The sequence below is a fragment of the Streptomyces sp. UF-297 genome, from assembly GCF_058245575.1.
In genome coordinates, this window is the sequence record NZ_JBSIBZ010000122.1 from 1 (window position 1) to 21,762 (window position 21,762).

Annotated in this window: 19 protein-coding genes and 1 tRNA gene; 11 read left to right on the plus strand and 9 right to left on the minus strand. The window is 72.0% G+C overall.

Features of this window, described 5'->3' with window-relative positions:
- Together AC4IJH_RS39870 and AC4IJH_RS39875 are read right to left on the minus strand one after the other, a co-directional pair.
- Positions 1-611: aminopeptidase P N-terminal domain-containing protein (locus AC4IJH_RS39870; RefSeq protein ID WP_490856904.1), on the minus strand; the 611-nt coding region annotated here is incomplete at its 3' end.
- A 177-nt stretch (positions 612-788) separates the two neighbouring features.
- Positions 789-2,207: a PP2C family protein-serine/threonine phosphatase gene (locus tag AC4IJH_RS39875; protein ID WP_490856905.1), complete on the minus strand. Its 1,419-nt coding sequence runs from the start codon at positions 2,205-2,207 to the stop codon at positions 789-791.
- Positions 2,208-2,884: 677 nt separating this feature from the next.
- Between AC4IJH_RS39875 and AC4IJH_RS39880 the strand changes: the two genes are divergently transcribed.
- Both AC4IJH_RS39880 and AC4IJH_RS39885 read left to right on the plus strand, forming a co-directional pair.
- The gene (locus AC4IJH_RS39880; RefSeq protein WP_490856906.1) at positions 2,885-3,577 is read left to right on the plus strand and encodes a bifunctional DNA primase/polymerase; all 693 of its coding nucleotides are present in this window, start codon (positions 2,885-2,887) and stop codon (positions 3,575-3,577) included.
- Between the two features lie 192 nt (positions 3,578-3,769).
- Entirely contained in the window at positions 3,770-4,507 is a 738-nt protein-coding gene (locus AC4IJH_RS39885) for a hypothetical protein (RefSeq protein ID WP_490856907.1), read from the plus strand.
- Between the two features lie 265 nt (positions 4,508-4,772).
- Here AC4IJH_RS39885 and AC4IJH_RS39890 read toward each other — a convergent pair whose 3' ends face one another.
- From AC4IJH_RS39890 to AC4IJH_RS39900, 3 genes are all read right to left on the minus strand, one after another.
- Complete coding sequence (locus tag AC4IJH_RS39890) at positions 4,773-5,741, minus strand: DUF5926 family protein (RefSeq protein ID WP_490856908.1); 969 nt, start codon at positions 5,739-5,741, stop codon at positions 4,773-4,775.
- Between the two features lie 390 nt (positions 5,742-6,131).
- Positions 6,132-6,764 (minus strand): ATP-binding protein, encoded by a 633-nt coding sequence (locus AC4IJH_RS39895; protein ID WP_490856909.1) that lies wholly within the window; start codon positions 6,762-6,764, stop codon positions 6,132-6,134.
- 53 nt (positions 6,765-6,817) lie between these two features.
- Positions 6,818-7,696, minus strand: a complete 879-nt coding sequence (locus AC4IJH_RS39900) for a glycerophosphodiester phosphodiesterase family protein (protein WP_490856910.1) — start codon at positions 7,694-7,696, stop codon at positions 6,818-6,820.
- Between the two features lie 277 nt (positions 7,697-7,973).
- Between AC4IJH_RS39900 and AC4IJH_RS39905 the strand changes: the two genes are divergently transcribed.
- Positions 7,974-9,719: a S1C family serine protease gene (locus AC4IJH_RS39905; protein ID WP_490856911.1), complete on the plus strand. Its 1,746-nt coding sequence runs from the start codon at positions 7,974-7,976 to the stop codon at positions 9,717-9,719.
- A gap of 43 nt (positions 9,720-9,762) precedes the next feature.
- A tRNA-Ser gene (locus AC4IJH_RS39910) sits at positions 9,763-9,849 on the plus strand.
- A 49-nt stretch (positions 9,850-9,898) separates the two neighbouring features.
- On the opposite strand, the gene AC4IJH_RS39915 is transcribed toward AC4IJH_RS39910, so the two are convergent.
- The 3 genes from AC4IJH_RS39915 to AC4IJH_RS39925 all read right to left on the minus strand — a co-directional run bounded on the left by AC4IJH_RS39915 (position 9,899) and on the right by AC4IJH_RS39925 (position 13,375).
- Positions 9,899-11,104, minus strand: coding sequence for a helix-turn-helix domain-containing protein (locus tag AC4IJH_RS39915; protein WP_490856912.1), 1,206 nt, complete (start codon positions 11,102-11,104; stop codon positions 9,899-9,901).
- A 389-nt stretch (positions 11,105-11,493) separates the two neighbouring features.
- Positions 11,494-11,724, minus strand: a complete 231-nt coding sequence (locus tag AC4IJH_RS39920; protein WP_490856913.1) for a hypothetical protein — start codon at positions 11,722-11,724, stop codon at positions 11,494-11,496.
- 532 nt (positions 11,725-12,256) lie between these two features.
- On the minus strand, positions 12,257-13,375 hold the full coding sequence (locus tag AC4IJH_RS39925) for a bifunctional DNA primase/polymerase (protein ID WP_490856914.1): 1,119 nt from the start codon (positions 13,373-13,375) through the stop codon (positions 12,257-12,259).
- Between the two features lie 328 nt (positions 13,376-13,703).
- Between AC4IJH_RS39925 and AC4IJH_RS39930 the strand changes: the two genes are divergently transcribed.
- From AC4IJH_RS39930 to AC4IJH_RS39955, 6 genes are all read left to right on the plus strand, one after another.
- A complete protein-coding gene (locus tag AC4IJH_RS39930; protein WP_490856915.1) occupies positions 13,704-14,018 on the plus strand; it encodes a hypothetical protein in 315 nt (104 codons plus the stop codon).
- A gap of 285 nt (positions 14,019-14,303) precedes the next feature.
- Complete coding sequence (locus AC4IJH_RS39935) at positions 14,304-15,434, plus strand: bifunctional MaoC family dehydratase N-terminal/OB-fold nucleic acid binding domain-containing protein (protein ID WP_490856916.1); 1,131 nt, start codon at positions 14,304-14,306, stop codon at positions 15,432-15,434.
- Between the two features lie 36 nt (positions 15,435-15,470).
- Complete coding sequence (locus AC4IJH_RS39940; protein ID WP_490856917.1) at positions 15,471-15,863, plus strand: MaoC/PaaZ C-terminal domain-containing protein; 393 nt, start codon at positions 15,471-15,473, stop codon at positions 15,861-15,863.
- Entirely contained in the window at positions 15,860-17,026 is a 1,167-nt protein-coding gene (locus tag AC4IJH_RS39945) for a lipid-transfer protein (RefSeq protein ID WP_490856918.1), read from the plus strand. The genes AC4IJH_RS39940 and AC4IJH_RS39945 overlap by 4 nt, the downstream gene beginning before the upstream one ends.
- Before the next feature lie 328 nt (positions 17,027-17,354).
- Positions 17,355-18,233, plus strand: coding sequence for a DUF1906 domain-containing protein (locus AC4IJH_RS39950; protein WP_490856919.1), 879 nt, complete (start codon positions 17,355-17,357; stop codon positions 18,231-18,233).
- 154 nt (positions 18,234-18,387) lie between these two features.
- Positions 18,388-18,930: a SigE family RNA polymerase sigma factor gene (locus AC4IJH_RS39955; RefSeq protein WP_490856920.1), complete on the plus strand. Its 543-nt coding sequence runs from the start codon at positions 18,388-18,390 to the stop codon at positions 18,928-18,930.
- A gap of 20 nt (positions 18,931-18,950) precedes the next feature.
- Here AC4IJH_RS39955 and AC4IJH_RS39960 read toward each other — a convergent pair whose 3' ends face one another.
- Entirely contained in the window at positions 18,951-19,814 is an 864-nt protein-coding gene (locus AC4IJH_RS39960) for an MOSC domain-containing protein (RefSeq protein WP_490856921.1), read from the minus strand.
- A gap of 130 nt (positions 19,815-19,944) precedes the next feature.
- Here AC4IJH_RS39960 and AC4IJH_RS39965 point away from each other — a divergent pair, with 130 nt between their 5' ends.
- Entirely contained in the window at positions 19,945-21,615 is a 1,671-nt protein-coding gene (locus AC4IJH_RS39965) for a long-chain fatty acid--CoA ligase (protein WP_490856922.1), read from the plus strand.
- Positions 21,616-21,762 lie beyond the last annotated feature (147 nt).

The window sequence follows — 21,762 nt, forward strand, 5'->3', positions numbered from 1 at the left end:
TCGTCGCGCTCGGCGGTGACCTTGTCCACCAGCGCCGACTCGATGCCCGCGTCGTGACCGCGCACGACCCGCACCGGGCCGGTGGCCTCGCGCAGCGCCTCGGCCAGCTCGCGCACGTCCTTGCAGGGCAGGCCGAGCAGGGCAGCGGACTCGCTCAGGCTGTTGCGGCGGCCGACCCACAGCTCGCCCATGCCGTTGAGCCAGAACTCGCCGTTCTCGCGGTCGGAGCGCGGCAGGCGGTACAGCGTCGCCTCGTGGCCGTCGCCGGCCGGCTCCAGGACCAGGACGCTGTCGTCCGTCTGGTCGCCGGTGAGGTAGACGTACTCCGTCGAGGCGCGGAAGTCGTACTCGGTGTCGTTCGAGCGGGTCTTCAGGTTGCCCGCGGGGATCACCAGCCGCTCGCCGGGGAAGCGCGCGGAGAGCGCGGCGCGGCGCCGGGCGGCGTTGGCGGCCTGCTCGATCGGCTCCAGGTCCCGCAGCTCGGTGTCGGCCCAGCCGGACTTCATATTCTCGGAGAGCTCGTCCGAAACGCCCGGGTAAAGGCCGTTCTTGCGCTGCTTGATCGGCTGCTCGTCCTCGTCCGGGGTCTCCGGCGTGAGCTCGTCGGTCACAATGCCTCCTTTTAAGACTGAACCGCTTCCCATCGTATGTGCGCGCGAAAAGCGGTCCAGGGTCTATGAGCCGTGACCTATGTGACCTGTGTGATGTATGCGACCTGTCGGGCGGCCGTGGACCCCGCGATACGGGGCCCGGCACGGCGGCAGCGCGACCTGTGCGGCCTGTGCGGATTACTCGAAGTGCGCCGCGAGCACCACGATGTCCTCGGGCGAATCCGGGTCCTCGATCCCCTCCGGGAGCAGGGTGCGCACCACGTGGTCCAGGACCGCCTCGGGGTCCTGGCGGGCGGCCTTGGGGGCGCCCGCAGCGGCGGTGTGCAGCCGCGCCAGGGCGCGGTCCAGCGGCTCGCCGGTGCGGTGCAGCAGCCCGTCGCTGTACAGAAGAAGGGTTTCTCCCGAGGCGGGCCTGAGGGCCACGCTCGGCGCCTCCCAGCAGGCGAGCATCCCCAGCGGGGCGGACAGCGAGGTCTCCACGAACTCCGCGCGCTGCTCACCGATGATCAGCGGCGGGCAGTGCCCGGCCCCGGCCAGCACGACCTTCTTGGCGGCGGGCTCGGCGAAGGCGAACAGCGCGGTGGCGCTGCGGGCCGGCTCGGTCAGCCGCAGCAGCAGTTCGAGGTCGGACAGGACCGCGACCGGGTCCTCGCCCTCCATCACCGCGTACGCCCGCAGGGACGCGCGCAGCCGTCCCATGGCGGCCACCGCGCTGGGGCCCGCGCCGGTGACGGCGCCGACGGCGAGACCGAGGGCGCCCTCGGGCAGCGGCAGCGCGTCGTACCAGTCGCCGCCGCCGCGCGGCCCGGTGCTGTGCCGCACCGCGAGCCGCACGCCCGGCACCCGGGGCAGCCTGCTGGGCAGCAGCTCCTCGCGCAGGGTCGCGGCGGTCTGCCGCTGGCGGTGCAGCTCCAGCAGCCTGGCCAGGTGTTCGACGGCGTAGGCGCGGTAGAGGCCGGCGAGGTGGCGCTGGCGCTCGGTGGGCTCGGCCGGCTCGTCGTAGAGCCACACGGCGGCGCCGATCGGGCCGATGGGCTCGGCGGCGAGCGGTACGGCGTAGCTGGCGGCGTAGCCGAGCCGGGCGGCGACCTCGCGCAGGCGGGGGTCCAGTCCGGGCTCGCTCTGGATGTCCGGCTGGCTGATGTCCGTGCGCGGCCCGCCGGGGCGGCCGTCCTCGGCGTCGTCCTGCTCCGGCAGGCCCTCCAGAATGCGGCCGAAGGAGGTGGCGCGGCGCGGCACGGTCTCGATGTGCCCGATGTCGGCGTGGCCCAGGCCCAGCCCGATGCTGACGTCCGGGCCCAGCCCGTCGGCCGGCTCCAGGGCGACCAGCCCGCGCCGTGCGCCCACCAGGGACGCGCCGGCGCGCAGCATCTCCTGGAGGGCCTCCTCCAGGGTCCGCGTACGCGCCAGTTGTTCGGTGAGGTCGTGCAGCGTGGTGAGGTCGGAGATCCATCCGGCCAGACGGTCCTGGACGGCGGCGAGTTGGCCTACCTGGCCCGTGGGGCTCTGTTCCGCGGCGGGTGGGGCCGCAGTGTGCGCTGGTGCGGGAAGAGCTGGTTCGATTCCAGCCACTTTCGGCCCGCGGGGGGTAGTCATGGCTGCCGGCTTACGTTGCGCCGGGCATCACCCGAGGTCAGAACGCTGTTCGACAGGGAGAGCGGCACGGTGTCGAGTCCTGTTGCGCGGCTTGTCCGGCCGCTCAATTTCCTCAATAGCATCGCAAACCCCCATGTCATGCTGCTCCGCTATCAATGCCTCCACATCTACACGCCCCGGTGATGTGATGTCCAGCATTGTCCTGCTGGGGTTTGTGGTGTCTATGAGGCGGGAAGTTCTAGAGGAGTTTGGCTGAAAAAAGGCCCCTGGGGTGTCAATTTGAGGTCGACTGACGGCGATCGGCAACGCGTCATGTCCACGATGGCGGGTACGTAAGTCGGAGAGATACGAGGCCAGTCGAGCCAGTTGAGGCCGCAACGGAACTCTCCGACGGGCACGGGCGTCTTACTCGGCGACGACCGCGCCGCACCCCCAAGTGGCGGGATTGCACTTCGGGAAATGGAAGCGCCATGGGCGCGCCACCCTCCGCCACGTTCCACGCTCGGCGTACGGCGTGATGCGCTGCCTTGGTACACGCAGTGACTTGTGATCCACGTGGTGTGATGGCCTCTAAGTGTCACTAGGCGCCATGAAACGCCACAAAGCGGCATGAACCAGCATCGGCACGTAGTGCGATGGACATAGCCCTCGGCGTTAACGGAAAGGAACGAGCGCTCATGCGCGAGATCCTCGGAAGGCGACGCAAGCTCCAGTTCCGGCGCGGCGGAAGGTCGGCGTTGCTCGGTGCCGCGCTGCACTGCGCGACCGAGTGGCAGTGGCCCGTGCTCCCGGGTGTGGCGCTCCAGTCGGGTACCCGCTCCGCGTGGGGCGAGCGCGGCGCGCGCCGGTGCGGCTGCCCCGACCCGGACTGCGTGGTGCCCGGCGCGCACCCCTTCGACCCGGGCCTGCTCGCGGCCACCACCGACGAGCGGATGGTGCGCTGGTGGTGGACCAACCGGCCCGACGCCCCGCTGATGCTGGCCACCGGCGGCAGCGCGCCGTGCGCGGTGAGCCTGCCGGCCGTCGCCGGGGCCAGGGCGCTGTCGGTCCTGGACCACTTCGGCGTCCGGCTGGGCCCGGTGGTGGCCACGCCCACCCGCTGGTCGCTGCTCGTATCGCCTTACTCCCTGGAGGAGTTGGGCGAACTGCTGCACTCCCAGGACTGGGTACCCAGCTCGCTGCGCTTCCACGGCGAGGGCGGCTATGTGGTGCTGCCGCCCTCGCAGATCGGCGCGGGCAAGGTGCGCTGGGAACGGTCGCCTGCCGCGGGGGCAGGCGCTCCCTGGCTGCCGCGGGTGGCCACGGTCGTGGACGCGCTGGTCCGGGCGAGCACCAGCGCTCCGGACGGCGGCAGCCGCCTCGCCTACTGACGCCGCGGGATTTGGCGGCCCCGCGCCGCACGCCGGTCTTCGCGGCGCGCGGGCGGGTTCACTCATACGGGTGTGAGCCGCCCGGATATCTGCGGAAAATGGGTGTGAGAGCCCCGTACGTGCCATGTCCCGACCGATATGTTCGGCCCATCGTCAAGCCGTCACCGGCCAGTCGACCGACAGGTGGGTCCCATGGAGCGTGCGCCGAACCTCCGCATGATCGCGCTCGCGAGCACGGTGGCGCTCGCCGTCGCGCTGCCGCTGGCCGCCGCGACCGCCGGACCGGCCGGGGACGCCCGATCGGCCCCTGAAACCGTCCCGGGGGCGGCGCCCGGAGCGGGCTCGGGCAAGGAGGAGCGGAGCGGAACCGGCGCGGCGGCGTCTCCGGCGCCCGAGCGGGCGTCCGGTGCCGACGGCGTCGAGGGAAGCCGGGAGGAGAGCGGCGGACTGCTCCAGGGGCTCGGCCTGGAGCCCGGCGCGCGCGGCCGCCGGGTGGCCGAATGCGGACCCGAACTCGCCTCCCCGCACGGGGTCGAGGCACAGACGTGCGTACTGGCCGAGAATGACCGCACCTGGGCGCGCACCTACTACCGCAACACCTCCGGCGAACCGCTCAACGCCGTCCTGACGCTGATGCGCCCCAACGGCCGTACGGTCCAGATCCACTGCGAGGTGCCCGCCGGGGACGAGCCGGGCAGCTGTGAGACCCCGGCGGAGACGGAGGGCGGGGCGGCGGCCGGCGCCGGGCCGAGGGGCGCGGACAGCGGGGCCGCGGCGAAGCCCGCCAAGGCGCCCGGGGAGCCGTCCCAGGCAGGGCGGGAGGCCGTGGCCTATGGAGCGGTGGCGGAGTTCTCCGACGCCGCGCAGGAGCGGCTGCTGCTGCGCTCGGGCAGCAACTCGGCGGCGCCGGGCGGCGGTTCACGGGGCTGAGGCGGCAGCCGCGGCCCGTACGACGGGCCGGGGGCCGGGCGCGGGCGGATGGGCTGCGAAAAGCCCTCCCGGCGCCGGACATGGCAACGCCCGGTCGCTGGCGACGGGGGATGCACCAGCGACCGGGCTTCTAGAACCGTAACAAGAGATCGGCGGTTCGCAAATTCGATCGTGGAATTCCGGACGCGTATTTACCGCCTGGTATGGGGAGTTGTGACGGGCATCACGCCGCCGGGCATGTCGCCCGTGTCCGGATCCGCCGCCGTCAGCTCAGGGTCACCTGACGGTTGGTGAGACCGCCGCGCGCCCGGCGCTCCTCCGAGGTCAGCGGGGTGTCCGTGGCGAGCGCGGCGGCCAGCCGCTCGGCGAACTGCCCGGCGGGGCCCGCGACGTCCTGCGCGCTCATGGAGGAGGGCAGGTCCCAGACCGGGACGACCAGCCCGTGCGCACGGAAGGAACCCACCAGACGGGTGTCCTCGCCGAGCGAGGAGGCGCCCGCGGCGTGCAGCCGGGCCAGCGCGTCCAGGAGCTTTTCCTCCGGCTCGGTCATGACCCAGCGCAGGTGGTTCTTCTCGGGCGCCTCGCACCAGAACGCACCTTCGAGTCCGGCCAGCCGCGCGGTCGGAATCGCCGCGGCGTTGGCTCGTTCCAGTGATGCGGCGACCTCTCCGGTGGCGTTCTCGGCGTTCTCCACCCAGAACTCGAAGCCGGTGTGCACGGTCGGCTCGAACGGCGCCGAGGCGTCCAGCAGGTCCTGCAGGCGGGGGCCGTCGGCGGCGGCCCGCCCGGCGGCGACGGGGGTGCCGGGCTCGGCGGCCAGCGCCCGCAGCAGGGTGTCGGCCAGGTCGCGGCTGATGTCACCCGAAGCGGTGTCGTTCTGCAGGCCCAGCAGGACCGCGCCGTTGTCGCGGCGCAGCGCGGGCCAGGCCATGGGCAGGACGGTGGCGAGCGTCACCGAGGGGACGCCCTCGGGCAGCCCGCCCTTGAGCGTCAACTCGGCGGTGGCGGCGGGCACCAGTTCGCGCAGCGCCACCCAGTCGCTCTCGCCCGGCAGCCCCTCGAAGGGGCGCTGCACCAGCTCGGTGGCGGCGTGCGCGGCGGCCCGGCCGTGGCAGGCCTTGTAGCGGCGGCCCGAACCGCAGGGGCAGGGCTCGCGGGCGCCGACTACGGGCACCTCACCGTTCTCGATCTGCGGGGCTGCGGCCTTGGTCTGGGGTCGGCGCTTCTTGGCCATGGCGAGGGTTTCTCCTGGTCGGTGCTGGGCATCCGGACGCGCGTGCGCCGCGCTGGGCGCGAGCCTAGGGTCTGTCTCTCCGGTCTTCGTGGGACCGCGGCGTTGGGCACCGCACCTCGCGGCGTTGTCGTATCACCCACGGACACCCGGTCCGAGGGCAATGCTCCGCCTTGCGATGCACGGCGCCCAACGCCGCGGTCCGATCCACGAACACCGGAGAGACAGACCCTAGTCGGATCGCCCGCGGCGGCGCCGGGGGCCCGGGCTGCGGCCGGGGCCAGGGGACTGGGGGGCGGCGGGAGAAGGGGGCCGCGCCGCTCGGGTCTGCGATTGCGGCCGGTCCTGCGGGCCTGGCCGGGTCTGCTGTTGCGGCCGGGCCCGGCGGGCGGGTTACGCCCCGTCGTCCAGGTCGGCGAAGGCCAACTCCGAGGCCAGGCCGGGTTCCAGTACGGCGCTGAGGTCCACGCGCGTAGCGAAGGAGTCGTGCAGCGGCAGTACGGCCCAGACCGTCACCTCGCCGTCGGCGTCGCGTACGCCCCAGTCCTTGGCGAGGGAGCGGATGATCGCCAGTCCGCGGCCGCCGTGCGCGGTGACCGAAGGAGTGGCCGGAAGTGGCCGGGTCGGGCCGCCGCCGTCCGTCACCGCGATGGTCAACTGCCCTTGGCCGTCGATGCGCCAGGACGCCACCACACAGTCCGGCGGGGTGCCCCGTACGGAACCCGGTGCGCCGGCCGCGCATATCGGACGCGCATGCCGGCACGAATTGCTGAGAAGTTCGGAAAGGATGAGGACGGCGTCATCGACAACCGTGTCCTGAACACCACTTGTCAACAGCTGTTCGCGCATTCGCCGCCTGGCTGTTCCCACGCCCACCGGGCCATGGGGTACGGCCATGATCGACGACGTCGGCACCTCCTGTGCCACCACCAACGCCACCCCCGAGACCTCCTTTGCCCCACGCCACGGGATGAATGCCCCAATGGACTGGACCGGAAACCGGCCAATCCCTGTGCAGTGACGCACTCGTAACGATCGAATACGGGCTGAATGCGCCGGTGCACACCCCGTAATGAGCTCTACCCAAGGCCGAGTTGGGCTCGTACCTGTTTAGGGCGATTTGTAATGATTGCGTCCACGCCCATATTCCGGCACAGCTCTACATCCGCCTCGTCGTTAACAGTCCAGACATGGACCTGATGGCCCGCGCGATGCGCCTTGGCGACGTAGTCGGGGTGCGCACGCAGGATTCTGATGCCGGGGCCCGCGATGCGTACGCCGGGCGGCAGCCGTCCGTCGCGGTGGCGCGGAGTGAGGAACTGCATCAGATACACACCGGGGACGGCGGGCGCCGCGGCCCGTACGCGGTGCAGGGAGCGGGCCGAGAAACTCATCACCCGCACGGCGGGCGGGAGGTCCCCCGGCGGCTTGGTGTGGCCGAATCGCTCCAGCAGCTCCACCAGCTTCTCCTCGACCTGCCCCGCCCACCGGGTGGGGTGCTTGGTCTCGATGGCCAGCTCGACCCGGCGGTCGGCGTCCGCGACGAGCTCCAGCAGCCGTTCCAGGGTCAGTACGGAGGTGCGCTCCTGGGCCCCGGCCCCGCCGCCTCGCTCCAGCTCCCAGCCCTCCAGCGCTCTGCGGTCCGGAGCCTCGCCGTCCGGGTCCTCGCCGCCCTTCCAGGAACCGAAGTCCAGCGCGGCCAGATCGGCCAGCTCCAGGGCCGAGACGGCGCCGCGGCCGTTGGAGGTGCGGTTGACCCGGCGGTCGTGGACGCAGACGAGATGCCCGTCGGCGGTGAGCCGCACGTCGCACTCCAGGGCGTCGGCGCCGTCCTCGATGGCCTTGCGGTAAGCGGCCAGGGTGTGTTCCGGGGCGTCCTCGGAAGCGCCGCGGTGGGCTACGACGGAGATGGTGGGTGGCCCTGGACGACTGTCCCGGGCCGGGCGCGCATAGGTCACCGCGTTATGGTGCCATCGCTTGTGGGGCAGCCGCTTGTGCGGCACCTGATTCGCATACCAGGGGATGCGCCGGTTATGTCCGCCGTCAAGGATGGGGAGACGGTCACAGCCTCCGCTTACGGCGCTCTGATGCGCCGTGGTAAAGGCTGGTTACGGACACTCGCCCGCAGTGCCCGAAACCGTCACCCCGGGGCAGTCAACCGAACGCGTCCCGGAGAAATCTTCCATACGGGTCCGGAACGCGGGCCGGCACAGTCGTGAAGCTGAGGAGAGAGCTGTGAGCACCGAGAACGAGGGCGCCGCCGTCGGGCCGGAGGGCAAGCCGCCGACCGCGTCCCCGACGCCGGAGAGCGCATCCGCGTCCGGCGCGCCGGGGCCCGCTTCCGGTGCACCGGCTGCGCATCCGGAGGCGGCCACGGCGGTGAGCCCCGCCGTGGCCGCGGACGCGGAGCAGGCCGGTGAGCCCGCCGTGCGTCCCACCACAGCGCAGACGCCGTCCGCCGCCCCGTCCGCCGCGCCCCCGCCGCCGGACTTCGCCCCGGCGGTCGGCGGACCGGCTCCCTCGGGGGCCGCGCAGGCCCCGGCTCCCCAGGAGCCGCCGGCCGCCGGTGGTTCCCCGCAGACGCAGCAGCCGCCCGCCGGGCCGTCGTACCCCGGGGAGCCGCAGCCGGGGCACGGTGGTCCCGCGGCGGGCCAGTCCGCCGGGCACGGGCAGTCCGGCGTACCGGGCCAGTCCGGCGCGCACGGGCAGGGATGGGGTTACGGGCCCGGCGACACCGCCGCCCAGCCCCCCTACGCCGCGCACGGTGCCACTGGTGGCGGCTGGGCCGGCCAGGCTCCGCCCCCGTACAACAGCGGCCCCGGCGACGTGTGGGGCGCGCCCGTGCCGCCGGAGCCGCGGCGCCGGCGCGGTGGCGGGCTGATCGCCGCGGTGCTGGTGGCCGCGCTGGTCGGCGGCGGCATCGGGGCCGGGGCCATCTATGCCTTCGGCCGCGACGACTCCGGCTCGACCACCGTCTCGGCCGCGGGCAACCCCGAGGCCCTGAACCGCAAGCCCACCTCCGTCGCCGGAATAGCGCAGAAGGCACTGCCCAGCGTCGTGACCATCGAGGCGCAGGGCGCGGGCGGCGACGGCGGTACGGGCACCGGCTTCGTCTACGACAAGCAGGGCCACATCCTGACCAACAACCACGTCGTGGCGACCGCGGCCAACGGCGGGCGGCTGATGGCGACGTTCTCCAACGGCAAGAAGTACGCCGCCGAGGTCGTGGGCCGCGCCCAGGGCTACGACGTGGCCGTCATCAAGCTGAAGAACCCCTCCGACGCCCACCTCGCCCCGCTCCCGCTGGGCAAGTCCTCCGACGTACAGGTCGGCGACGCCACTATCGCCATCGGCGCCCCGTTCGGCCTGTCCGGCACGGTCACCACCGGCATCATCAGTGCCAAGAACCGCCCGGTGGCCTCCAGCGACGGCGCGGGTTCGGGCAACTCGTACATGAGCGCCCTGCAGACGGACGCCTCGATCAACCCGGGCAACTCCGGCGGCCCGCTGATGGACGCGGCCGGCAATGTCATCGGCATCAACTCCGCGATCCAGTCGGCCGGCAACGGCGGCGGCTTCGGCGGCGGGGCGCAGCAGTCCGGCAGCATCGGGCTGGGCTTCGCGATCCCCATCGACCAGGCCAAGCGGGTGGCCCAGGACCTGATCAAGACCGGCCAGCCGGTCTATCCGCAGATCGGCGTCCAGGTCGGCATGCGGGACGCGGGCAGCGGCGCGACCATCGCCCAGTCCGGCAACAACGGCTCGGCCGCGGTCACCCCGGACGGCCCGGCCGACAAGGCCGGTCTCAAGCCCGGCGACACCATCACCAAGCTCGACAACACGGTGATCGACAGCGGCCCGACCCTGATCAGCGAGATCTGGCAGCACCGCCCCGGCGACAAGGTGACCCTCACCTACAAGCGAAGTGGCAAGGAGCACACCACCCAGGTCACCCTGGGGCAGCGCACGGGCGAGAGCTGACGCGCTAACCTGATCCCCGCGCCGCCCTCCGGGACGGACGCGGGGAGGCTTGCCCGAGCGGCCTAAGGGAACAGTCTTGAAAACTGTCGTGGCGGCAACGTCACCGTGGGTTCAAATCCCACAGCCTCCGCAGTGAGTCAGAGGGGCGTCCGGTGTGACCGGGCGCCCCTCTTGGCGTGTCATGGCCGCTCGCGTGGGGTGTCGGGGGTGTCGGTGAGGATTTTGACCGAGGGGTAGTGGAGTTCGGGCGGGGCGGGGCGCGGAGTGGGGCGGGGGCGTTTGGGGAGGGTGTCGGGGGGCGGGGCGGTGTCCTGGGGGCGGCGGGCGGCGGCCGTCCAGTAGCCGGCGAGGGTGGGGGTGCCGGCGCGGGGGTACAGGCAGGCGTACAGCTCGTGCTGGCTGCGCATCATGCGGATGCCGCGCAGGGTCAGGCAGATGCGGCTGCGCCCGGCCCGCTGGGTGCCGTGCAGGAAGTGCTGTCTGGTCAGGGCCCAGATGTCGGTGTGGCCCGCGAGGTGGGTGTGGTCCTCCGTGGCCAGCCCGTCGGTGCCGGCGTCGGCGAGGGCGACCAGGAAGCGCCACTGGCGGCAGGTCACGGCCTGTGCGATGAAGTTGATCAGTATGTGGGCCGAGCGGGAGGGGCCGGTCTCGATCAGGCCGACGGCCTGCCGGTTGCGCTCGCGGGCCTGGCTGACCGCGCGCAGGTCCTGGGCGTAGGCGGCGTCCACGTCCGCCAGGGCCTGGTCCTTCAAGAGCCTGCGGTAGCGCGCGAGTTCGGCGTTGACCAGGCGGCACACCACGCTCGGCGCGCGCTGGAGCAGGCCGGCTATCCGTACCAGGCTCTCGTCGTCGGCCTCCACCACGGCGGGGATGTGGGTGTGGTAGGCGCGCTGGAAGAGCGTGGCCAGCGCGTCGGTGATGTGGGTACGGCGGGCGATGGCCAGCGGGTGGCGGCGCAGCGCCCGGTGGAACTGGCTGAGCTGGATGCCGAAGGCGTCGCACAGCCTGATCCGTACCATCCCGTCGTCACGTACGGGGAGTTGGGCCAGCAGCTCTATGTTGCGGTACGTGCCGCGGCTGATGCCCGCGTGGGCCGCGGCCTGGGCGGCGGTCAGGCCCGCCTGGCAGCGCAGCTCGCGGATGGACTGCTCGCCGGCGCCGGAGAAGGAGAGCTGGGCCGGGGGGACCTTGAAGACGGCGGCCAGCTGGACGATGCGCTCGGGCTCGGGGGTGGAGCGGCGGTGCTCGTACGCCAGGATGCGCGCCTTGGACGTGCCGACCCGGGCGGCTAGTTCGGCGGCGCTGAGCAGGCGTCCGTCCACGCGCTTGTTGTTCCGCAGCAGGCGCAGCGCGCTGCCGTCGAAGTCCGCACTGCCACGCGCCACTTGGCCAAGTCCCCTTGTCTTGTTGGGATTTCAACGGAGTCCGCGGTATCGCTTAGGGGCACCATCGTGCCCAAGGAAGCACTCTTGCGGGTGGAGCTGAGAGTTTTCCCAGTTCACCGGAGGCCTGGCGGTATCGTTTAGGGCCGGTACGGGTTACGCTCTCGGTATGCGCGCGAGATGGTGACTCCGTTAGCGGGGAAGCTGACATTGAGTTCACCTGTGCACGGGTGTCCGGCTGGCGGCTGTCGGCTGACAGCAGTCGCCGGGTTCGCTCGTGCGGGAGTGGGTGCCGAGTAAGACGATGGACCCGCCTCCAGGGGGCCTAATCCGAGGAAGACGGGTCCACCGGCCGGCTTCGGTATCTGTCGGCGGGTAGGGGATCAACTCCCTTACCCGCTGCCTCCGTTCGCATCCAGGTAGATCCGGACGATCCAGAGCAGCGCTTCGGAGATCATCCGGCCCCGCATGCGGGACGGCGGGACACCGCGGTCCGGCTCCTTGTGGCACTCGCAGCGGTGGACCTCGCCACCCGTGCGCGCCTCACCCGTGGTCTCTTGACCGTCGGGCTGCGCATCGGGGACGCCGTCGTCCCGGTCACGAGGCCGCTCGGAGTCAGCCATCGAACCTCACTCTCTTCCTTGCCTTCCTTGACCCGGGTCGGTTGACCCGTACGGAAGCAACCGACACTCAGGTGCTCAGGTCGGCAGAGAGCTAGCTGTGAGCCTACCGGGTGATACGGCCGTTCCAGGCGGCAGTTGGGGCAGCGGAGCGGGGGCGTCAAGGGACGGGCGCGGCTAACTCCTGCGGCTTACCCCCTCGTTCGCCTGGCCGAATCATGAAATGGGCTGAACCCGGTGGCAGTTGCCTGTATTTGCAAGGTCACTTACGTGAACGAGCCCCAAAACAACGGCGGTTATTACCGGGCGGTAAGCGTCGAAAAAGTTGAGCGAAATCTGAGATTCACGGAGCGGCGGCGCCCTCATGCGGAGGGAGTTGTACCCTCTGCCGCTCATTTGCGGAGAATCGCCCTGAGGGGTACGGGCCGAGGGCTACGCTCCGCCCGGGCAGGTTCCGCGAGCAATCGGGCTGGTGAGGCGGCCGGGGCCGCAAGGGCCGCTGGGGTGCGGGGGGTTGGGCGGCACGGCCCGTCGGTCAGGTGCGCGGCGCAGTGCCCGTAGAGGCGTGCGCGAGCGTGTGGCGGGAGGCCGAGGCGATGGTGGCGCGGGCCTCGCGCTCGGTCAGGCCGGCGGATACGGCCGCCTGTGTGAGGGCGGTGGCGTACTCCTCGCCCAGGCGGGTCTCGTACGCGCGGCAGGCGGCCCAGAAGAGGCGGGCGTTGCGCTGGCCCACGGGCGAGGTGCGGACGAAGCGTATGAGGCCGGTGGCGGGGTGCGGGCCGAGCGCCGGATGGGGCGGGAGTGTACGAGGCGGTGGTGTTGCTGTGAGCAGGGCCATCAGGGCGTGGGGAGCGGCGGCCGGGAAGCGTGGGGCGCCCGGGCTGAGGCGGTAGCGGCCGTGGCTGGTGAGGGAGCCGGGGCCGACGAGGTAGCCGCCGGTGCCCCGGATGTCGATGCCGGGGGCGAGCCGGCTCGCGGAGTTGTGGACCGGGAGGGCGGGCGGGCCGGTCAGCCACAGATGGCGGCCGCCGCTCGGGGTGAGCACGGTCACGGTCGGCGGGAGGGCGAAGTGGTGGGCCTCGGCCAGTAGTTGGAGGGCGGTGAGGCTGTCCGCGCCGTGCTTGGTGTCCAGGTCGAGGCCGATGAGGTGGTGCGGCGGCAGTCCGCAGGCGATGCCGTACGCGGTGGCCCAGGGGGCGGCGGCGAACAGGCGGCGGACGGCCAGGGGGTCGCTGGTGGCGTCGTGGACGCCGTGGCCGGGGCGGCCGCACTCGCCGTGGCACGGGGCCGTCGCGGGCGAGGGGTGGTGCGGGGAGCGGATGGCCGGGAGCTTCGAGCGGGTCAGGGGGAGGACGGCGTAGCCGCGGCCGGCGGCGACCAGGGCGTGGGTGAGGGCCGTGGCGTGGTCCTCGCCGCGGTGGTTCCGTGTGCGGTCCCGGGCGCGGTCCTGTCCGCGGGGGCGGCCGGGGCTGTGGGGGCGGTCCGGGCCGCTGGGGCGGGTGTGAACGGGGGCGCGGCCGGGGTCCTGGCGCCGGTCGGCGTCCGGGGGCCGTGCTGCGGCGTCCGTGGGCTGTGCGGGGTGGTGATGTCGCTGGTCGGGGCCGTGGGGGTGAGCGTGCTCGGCGTGCCGGTCATGGCGGTGCGAGGAGGCCATGACCTCATTATCGAATGAACGTTCGATGATGGGAAGGGGGTGAGGCGGGGATGAGGGGGCGGGCCGGGAATGGCCAAAAATATGCCGGAACGCTTCGCCCCTTGTGGGGAACGGGTGTCGCGAGGGGCTGGCGGTGTGTGCCGGGGTTTCGGGGGCGTGGAGAAGGTTTACCCGGGGTTCCTCATGCTTGCGGGGGAATTGGTGGGTCCAGGCTGGTTCGCCGGGGATTCGGTGGGCAACTCTTGATCCGCGACGTCGTGAACAACGCCGGGCAGTCGGCCAACTGCCCTTCGGCAACTCGTAATTGTGCTCAACAGGAGGAATTGACATGGCAACCATCCGTACCGCCCGCCTCATCGCCGCCGTCGCCGCGCTGCCGCTTGCGGCCGCTCTCTTCTCCGGGGTTGCGCAGGCCGACAACGGCGGCTTCGCGGACAACGGATCGAGCGCCGCTGCGACGAGCCAGGAGGGCACCGGCGTCGGCGATGACAACGAGGGCAACTCGACCACGGGTCAGCAGGTTGCCAACGGCGCCGGCGCTTCGAACCAGAACAACACCGCCAGCGTGAACAACGGTGACGGCGAGACCACCATCACCCAGTCGAACACCACCACCACGGTGAACTTCACCGAGATGTGGTGAGCCGGGAGGCCGCGACTCAGGGGTGAGACATCAGAGGTGATGCGGGTCCTGCGGCTGGCCGTGCATCTGCCTTGACAGTGCGAGGGTTTCTGACGGACAGTCAGAAACCCTCGCACTCGTTTGTCTGCGGCTGTTCGTCCTCGCCGGTGGATCGACTCGCCCGGTGGATCGAGGGGAACCGATCGGGCCGTCGCGGTGTATGGCATGTGTCAGGAAAACGCGGGGGAGGCCGAGGCGGGCGGCGGTCGATCCCAGGGGGCTGTGGCGGATGGGGAGTTAAAGACGATGGATCGCGCGGTACGGGTCGAGGGGGCCGCCGAGGGCGGGGTGGCCGAGGAGCGGGACGAGCGGGACGAGCGGGACCTCTACGAGCGGCTGCGGGCGTACGAGGGAAGGGCGGCCGCCACCGCCGGGGTGGGCAAGGACCTCGTCAACGAGCCGATGATCAGGCACTGGTGCGAGGCGATGGGCGACGGGCACCCCGCGTACGAGGGACCGGGCGCGGTGGCGCCGCCGACGATGCTCCAGGCCTGGACGATGGGCGGGCTGTCCGGGCACACCGGCCGGTCGCAGGCCCATGACGAGCTCTTCGCGCTGCTCGACGGCGCCGGGTACACCGCCGTCGTGGCCACCGACTGCGAGCAGGAGTATCTGCGGCCCCTGCGCCCCGGCGACCGGATCACCTTCGACGCCGTCATCGAATCGGTGTCAGCGCGCAAGACGACCAAGCTGGGCAGCGGTCACTTCGTCACGACGCGGATGGACATACGCGCCGACGGGGAGCCGGCGGGCACGCACCGCTTCCGGATCCTGAAGTACGCGCCCGCCCAGCGGCGGGAGAAAGCCGCCAAGGCCCTGCGGCCCAGGCCGGTGATCAACCGCGACAACGCCGGATTCTGGGAAGGGGTGCTGGAGCACCGGCTGCTGATCCAGCGCTGCACCGGCTGCGGGGCGCTGCGCTTCCCCTGGCTCCCTGGGTGCAACGACTGTGGCTGCGAGCGATGGGACACGGTGGCGGCGTCCGGGGCCGGGACGGTCTATTCGTACGTGGTCATGCACCACCCGCCCTTCCCCGCCTTCGACCCGCCCTACGCGGTCGGGCTGATCGAGCTGGCCGAGGGGGTGCGGATGGTCAGCAATGTGATCGGTGTGCCGCCGCGCGAGGTGCGGATCGGGATGCCGGTGGAGCTGGAATTCCTCCGGGTGGACGAGGAGTTGGAGATACCTGTCTTCAGGGCGGCGGGGGCGGCGGGGGCGGCGGGGCAGCAGGGCGGACGGGCGACAGAGCGGCGGGGGGGGGCAGGGCAGCAGGACGGACGGGCGACAGAGCGGCGGGGGGGGCAGGGCAGCAGGACGGACGGGCGGCCACGTGACGGGGCGGCGGGGCGACAGGGCGGACGGGCAGGGGGCGCGTGAGGTGCGGTACGGAGTCGACGGAGAGGGGAGGCGCGGATGAGAGCCGGTGACGAGCTGGAGCCGCTCACCATCCCCATCACCCGCACCCTGATCGTCGCCGGGGCCGTGGCCTCCCGCGACTACCAGGACGTGCACCACGACGCCGAGGCGGCCAAGGAGAAGGGATCACCGGACATCTTCATGAACATCCTCACCACCAACGGACTGGTGGGCCGCTACATCACCGACCGCTGCGGCCCGCGGTGCGTACTGCGCAAGGTCGCCATACGGCTCGGCGTGCCCAACTACCCTGGTGACACCATGGTGTTGAGCGGCACCGTCGCCGCCGTCGAAGGCGGGCGCGCCGACATACGGGTGGTGGGCGCGAACGGCAGGGGGCACCACGTCACCGGCACCGTGACGGTCGACCTGACCGGAGGTGCGGCATGAGTGTGCGCGCGGTGGACTCGCTGGGCGGGCGGGCCGCCATCGTCGGGATCGGTGCGACCGAGTTCTCCAAGGACTCCGGGCGCAGCGAGCTGAAGCTCGCCGTCGAGGCCGTACGTGCCGCGCTGGAGGACGCCGGGCTCAGCCCCGCCGATGTGGACGGCATGGTCACCTTCACCATGGACACCAGTCCCGAGATCACCGTCGCGCAGGCGGCGGGCATCGGTGAGCTGTCGTTCTTCTCCCGGGTCCACTACGGCGGCGGGGCGGCCTGCGCCACCGTTCAGCAGGCGGCCCTGGCGGTCGCGGCCGGCGCCGCCGAGGTGGTGGTCTGCTACCGCGCCTTCAACGAGCGCTCCGGGCGCCGTTTCGGCGCCGGGGTGCAGCGCCGCGAGCCCTCGGCCGAGGGGGCCGCGCTCGGCTGGTACCTCCCCTTTGGGCTGCTGACCCCGGCCTCCTGGGTCGCCATGGCCGCCCAGCGCTATCTGCACACCTACGGCCTGACCCCCGAGGCCTTCGGACATGTCGCCGTCACCGACCGCCGCCACGCCGCCACCAACCCCGCCGCGTACTTCCACGGCAAACCGATCACCCTGGCCGACCACGCCGCCTCGCGCTGGATAGCCGAGCCGCTGCGGCTGCTGGACTGCTGCCAGGAGACGGACGGCGGTCAGGCGATCGTGGTGACCTCGGTGGAGCGGGCCCGTGATCTGCCGCGTCCGCCCGCCGTGATCACCGCGGCCGCGCAGGGCGCAGCCCGCGCCCAGGAGCAGATGACCGGCTTCTACCGGGACGAGATGACGGGACTGCCCGAAATGGGGGTGGTGGCACGGCAGTTGTGGCGCAGTAGCGGGCTGCGTCCGGCGGACATCGACGTCGGCATCCTCTACGACCACTTCACGCCCTTCGTACTGATGCAGCTGGAGGAGTTCGGCTTCTGTGCGCCGGGGGAGGCGGCGGACTTCGTGGCCGCGGATGCGCTGCCGCTCAACACCCACGGCGGGCAGCTCGGCGAGGCGTATCTGCACGGCATGAACGGCATAGCCGAGGCGGTACGCCAGCTGCGCGGCACCTCGGTGAACCAAGTGCCCGACGCGGCGCGGGTGCTGGTCACGGCAGGCACGGGCGTACCGACCTCGGGGCTGGTGCTGGGGGCGGACCGCTGAGGGCGGGGCGCTGGGGGCGGGGCGCTGGGGCGCGAGGCGCTGGGGCGCGAGGTGCGATGCCCGCCGTCCCGGGTGCGACGGCGGGAGGGGGCGCTCCGGGCTGCGGCGCAGACGGCTGAATGGGTGGGGGCGTGGGCGTGTCAGTCCGGCGCGGCCGCGTACGGGCGCCTTCACTCGGCATATGTATCCGACAAAGTCGACAAAAAGGACAAAAGCGGCACGGTCGTCAGTGGGGCTGGTGGGCCCAGAGGGGGCATCGGGACATGCAGGTGCCACTGCCCCCGCAGATCCCGCACGTCCCGCAGAACCCGCAGCTCTCGCAGAACCCGTGAGCCTCAGGCGGCGGCTCGTCCGGCGAGGGGCGCTGGTGGTCTCCACCCTGCTCGCGGCGCTGGCCACGGCGCTCGGCACGCTGGTCGTGGGGGCCGGGCCCGGTGCCGCCGCTCCGGCCGCCCCGGCGGTGGAGGACCGGTTCGGCGGACCCCGCGCGCCCAGGGTGTTCAGGGGCTGGGGCTTCGACACCTGCGGTGCGCCCTCGCTGCGCGCCATGAGCGCCTGGCGGCACTCCAAGTACCGCGCCGTGGGCGTCTATTACGGGGGCCGGGGCAGGGCCTGCAAGCGGCAGCCGCATCTGTCCCGCGGCTGGATGCGGGCCACTCACCGCATGGGCTGGCGCGTGCTGCCGATCTACGTGGGTTCCCAGCCCCCTTGCGTCACCGCGGCGCACAAGCGGCGCTATGCGATCGGGCACCGGCCGTGGCGTCAGGGGCGTGCCGAGGGGCGGGACGCGGTGCGGCGGGCCCGGGCGCTGGGCATGCGGGCCGGCAGTCCGCTCTACCTCGACATGGAGGCGTACACCGTCCGCAAGGCCCGCTGCGCCCGTACGACCCTGGCCTTCGTGCAGGGCTGGAACCGCGCGGTGCGCCGGCACGGCTATCTGGCGGGCTTCTACAGCAGCGCCGCCTCGGGGGTGCTGCACATGGAGCGCGCCCGCCGTGCCGGGGTGCGGGATCTGCCCTCGGTGATGTGGTTCGCGCGCTGGCACACGCGGCCCACGCTGTACCGGGAGAGGTCGCTGTCCTTCGGGGCCTGGCGCCCGCACCGCCGTATCCACCAGTACGCGGGTAACGTCCAGGAGAAGCACGGCGGGTACCGGCTGAACATCGACCGCAATCTGGTCGATGCCCCGGTCGCGGTGCTCAAGTGACAGGGGATATCCCTGATGCCGGACCCTGAGGGGGAGGAGCGGTTGGTCCGCCTTTAGGAGGTGAGGCCAGCCCTACCAGTACAACCTGAGGCGGAGAACGCTTCGGCACCTGCGACCGATCCGTCACGCCTACCCTCGCTTCTAGCGTTGACTCATGGCCGTCCACCATCAGCCCGTGTGCACCAGCGCCTCGACCGCCGCTGGGTTTCCGTCGTTCGCCTCGTATGTGCACGCCCGCGGCCCGGTGCTGCTGCGTGCCGCCCGTTCCCTGACCGCCAACCCGAACGACGCGGAGGACCTGCTGCAGACCGCGCTGACCAAGACCTTCCTGGCGTGGGAACGCATCGAGGACCACCGGGCGCTGGACGGCTATGTGCGCCGGGCGCTGGTGAACACCCGGACCTCGCAGTGGCGCAAGCGCAAGGTCGACGAGTTCTCCTGCGACGAACTCCCCGAGCCCGACCCGATACCCGCCCCGGACCCGGCCGAGGCGCAGGCGCTGCGCGACGCGATGTGGCGCGCGGTGCTCAGACTCCCCGCCCGGCAGCGCGCCATGGTCGTACTGCGCTACTACGAGGACCTCAGCGAGGCGCAGACCGCGGAGGTCCTCGGCGTCTCGATCGGCACGGTCAAGAGCGCCGTCTCACGCGCCCTGTCCAAGCTGCGCGAGGACCCGGAACTGACCATGGCGGCCTGACGCCCGCAGGGTCCGCCGCCTCACACCAGCCGCACCGCATCCCCCTGCCGTACGCGCCCGGGCCGCTCCACCCGGGCATAGACGCCCGCGCAGGGCAGCGGCCCCATGAAGGCCGCCTCCTGAAGGCCCTGGAGCCCCTCCGTCGGCACGATCCGGTTGTGCTGGGCGGGGACCCGCAGCGCATGGGGGTCCCGGGGCAGCGCTCCGTGTTCCAGTGTCGGCACCGCGCACCGCGGGGTCGGGATCAGTACGCGCAGCGTCAGCGCGTCGCCGATGCGCAGTTCGCGCCCCACCCAGCCGTTCTCGATGAAGCCGGCAGCCTCGGTGCCGATGACGATGTTGGGCCGGTAGCGCTCGGCCTCGATGGCGCCGCGCGGGGAGAGTTCGGTGATCCGCTCCAGCGTGCCGCGGGTGAGCAGATGCAGCGGCGCGAAGTCGAAGAAGGTGCCCTCGGGGGCCTGTTCGCCCAGCTCCATCGCGTCATGGCCGACCTGCGCGTCCAGCCCGGCGCGCAGCACTTCCTCGGGGTGCGAGCGCTCCAGCGTCGCGCCGGGGGGTCGGGTTTCGGACAGAGTTACCTCGCGCCCCAGATGCCGGGAGAGCACCGCGTCCACGTCCGGTTCGGTGCTCCACACGGTCTTGCCATCGGGCAGCGTGATCCGTACGGACGTGTCGAAGGCCTCGGCGGACAGCTGGAGCAGCGAGCGCCACAGCCGGGGGTTCTTGGCGCTGGCGATCTTCCCGGACTCGCGGTCCACCAGAGCGAGTTGGCGGTCCGCGGCCAGCCCGCGCGCGGACACTTCGGCGGCCGTCACCTCCTCGCCCAGCAGAGACTTCACCGGATAGCGCCTGAGCGCGGTCACCGTACCCACCATCGTCTCCATGGGACACAGGCTGCCATGAGCGTCGGGTTCGACACTCCTGATTTTCCCGTGCGCTAGTGACATACCACGTGGTACGGCGAAAGAATCAGCGGAAATCTACTCGCGCGTAACCGGTTTTCGGGAGGCCCCGGTGCTGAGCACGATGCAGGACGTACCGCTGACAGTGACCCGCATCCTCATCCATGGGGCTCTCGTGCACGGCACGGCGGAGGTGGTGACCTGGACCGGCGAGGCCGAGCCGCAGCGGCGCACGTTCCGCGCCGTGGGCGAGCGCTCCCACCAGCTCGCCCATGCCCTCCGCGACGAGCTGGGCGTCCAGGGCGACGAGCGGATCGCCACGCTCATGTGGAACAACAGTGAGCATCTGGAGGCCTATCTGGCGGTGCCCTCCATGGGCGCCGTCCTGCACACCCTCAATCTGCGGCTGCCTCCCGAGCAGTTGGCCTGGATCGTCAACCACGCCGCCGACCGCGTCGTGCTCGTCAACGGCACGCTGCTGCCGCTGCTCGCCCCGCTGCTCGCGCACCTGCCCACCGTCGAGCACGTCGTCGTCGCCGGTCCCGGCGACCGCTCCGTACTGGAGGGCTGCCGGCCGCGCGTACACGACTACGAGGAGCTGATCGCCGGGCGCCCGCAGCACTACGACTGGCCGGAGCTGGACGAGCGGCAGGCCGCCGCCCTGTGCTACACCTCCGGGACGACCGGGGACCCCAAGGGCGTGACGTACAGCCACCGTTCGATCTATCTGCACGCCATGGAGGTCAACGCGGGCGCGTCCTTCGCGCTGACGCCGCGCGACATCTGCCTGCCGGTCGTGCCGATGTTCCACGTCAACGCCTGGGGCCTGCCGCACGCCTCCTTCATGGCGGGCGCCTCGCTGCTGATGCCCGACCGCTTCCTGCAGCCCGCGCCGCTCGCCGAGATGATCGAGTCGGTACGGCCCACCACTACGGCGGGCGTCCCCACCATCTGGCAGGGCCTGCTGGGCGAACTGGACGCCAAGCCGCGCGATGTCTCCTCGCTCAAGACCGTGGTCAGTGGCGGCTCGGCCATCCCGCCCTCGGTGATGCGGGCCTTCGAGGAGCGCCACGGGCTCAAGGTCGTACAGGCCTGGGGCATGACGGAGACCTCCCCGCTGGGCTGTATCGCGCACCCGCCGTACGGCGTCGAGGGCGAGGAGGCCTGGCGCTACCGGGTCACCCAGGGCCGCTTCCCCGCCTCGGTGGAGGCGGAACTGGTCGGCCCGGACGGCGAACCGGTGCCCTGGGACGGGGAGTCGGCGGGCGAGCTGGTGGTGCGCGGGCCGTGGATCGCGGGCGCGTACTACGGTGGCGCGGACGGCGCGGACTTCAGCCCCGAGGACAAGTTCACCGCGCGGGGCCAGCTGCGCACCGGCGACATCGGCACCATCACCCCGGACGGTTATCTGACGCTGACCGACCGCGCCAAGGACGTCATCAAGTCCGGGGGTGAGTGGATCTCCTCGGTGGAGCTGGAGAATCACCTGATGGCGCACCCGGAGGTCGCCGAGGCGGCGGTGGTGGCCGTACCCGACCAGAAGTGGGGCGAACGGCCGCTGGCGACGGTGGTGTTGAAGGAGGGGGCGAGCGCCGGCTTCGAGGAGCTGAAGGCGTTCCTGGCCGAGCGGGTGGCGCGCTGGCAGCTGCCGGAGCGGTGGGCGGTGGTGCCCGCGGTGCCCAAGACGAGCGTGGGCAAGTTCGACAAGAAGGTGCTGCGCAGGCAGTACGCGGACGGGGAGCTGGCGGTGACCGAGGTCGGCGGGAACGGGAACGCCGGCTGATATCCGTACGGGCTGAGGGCTCGCACCGCCTGAGGCCCGTACCGCCTGACGCCCCTGCGGCCTGAGGCCCGTACCGTCCGACGCCCGTACCGCCTCAAGGCCCGTGCCCCCAAAGCGCCGTGGCCCGCCGCTCACTCGCGGCGGGCC